The sequence below is a fragment of the Candidatus Symbiopectobacterium sp. NZEC135 genome, from assembly GCF_025962695.1.
In genome coordinates this window covers 1-556 of sequence record NZ_JAGFPF010001408.1, presented here as the reverse complement: position 1 = coordinate 556, position 556 = coordinate 1, and the positions used below count along the sequence as shown (strand labels likewise).

At 56.3% G+C, this 556-nt stretch carries 1 protein-coding gene; it reads right to left on the bottom strand.

The window, feature by feature from the left end:
* Window positions 1–37 precede the first annotated feature (37 nt).
* Window positions 38–556, bottom strand: a 519-nt coding sequence (locus tag J5224_RS34535) for a carbapenem biosynthesis protein CpmH (RefSeq protein WP_264629332.1), incomplete at its 5' end; no start/stop codon positions are given.

The following is a 556-nucleotide window of genomic DNA, read 5'->3' as shown; positions in this document are numbered from 1 at the left end:
GGGCTGGAAACACGTATCCTTTCCGGTACCTGAAACGCTAGAAATCCAGCTCTACCGGAATCGGGGGGCTGTGAAGCATCAACTTTCCCTGCTTGGTGATGCGAAACGTGGCGGAATAGCGCGTTTTGGTGCTGCCTGCGATCAGGTTATCCGCTTCGCTAAATGCAAAACGCAGCGAGGCATTGCTGGCCCAAGGTGCCAGTTGGGTTAAGCGGTAGGTGAAATAGACCGCACTCATCCCCTGTGCGACCGGCTCAATAGCGATGACGCTGTCAAGTTCCATGCGCCCAAAGCAGAGATCGCCTGCGGTGCGCCACGCGTGCTCGGCCTCCGGCGTTAACTGATAAACAATGTTCTCTCCCTGACGTGTCTCCAATGCTAATCCCGCATCTACCAGTGCCTGCATGCGTCCGGTAATCCAGGGGGCATCCTGGGCGTGGCTATATACCGGCCATTGCTTTACGCCGAGGCAGTGCGGAGGCTCTGCGGCAAAATAGTCACGTAAAGCCCGCTGATAGTCACTGTTTGTGGGTTGTGCCCAGAGGTTGTCTGGAAA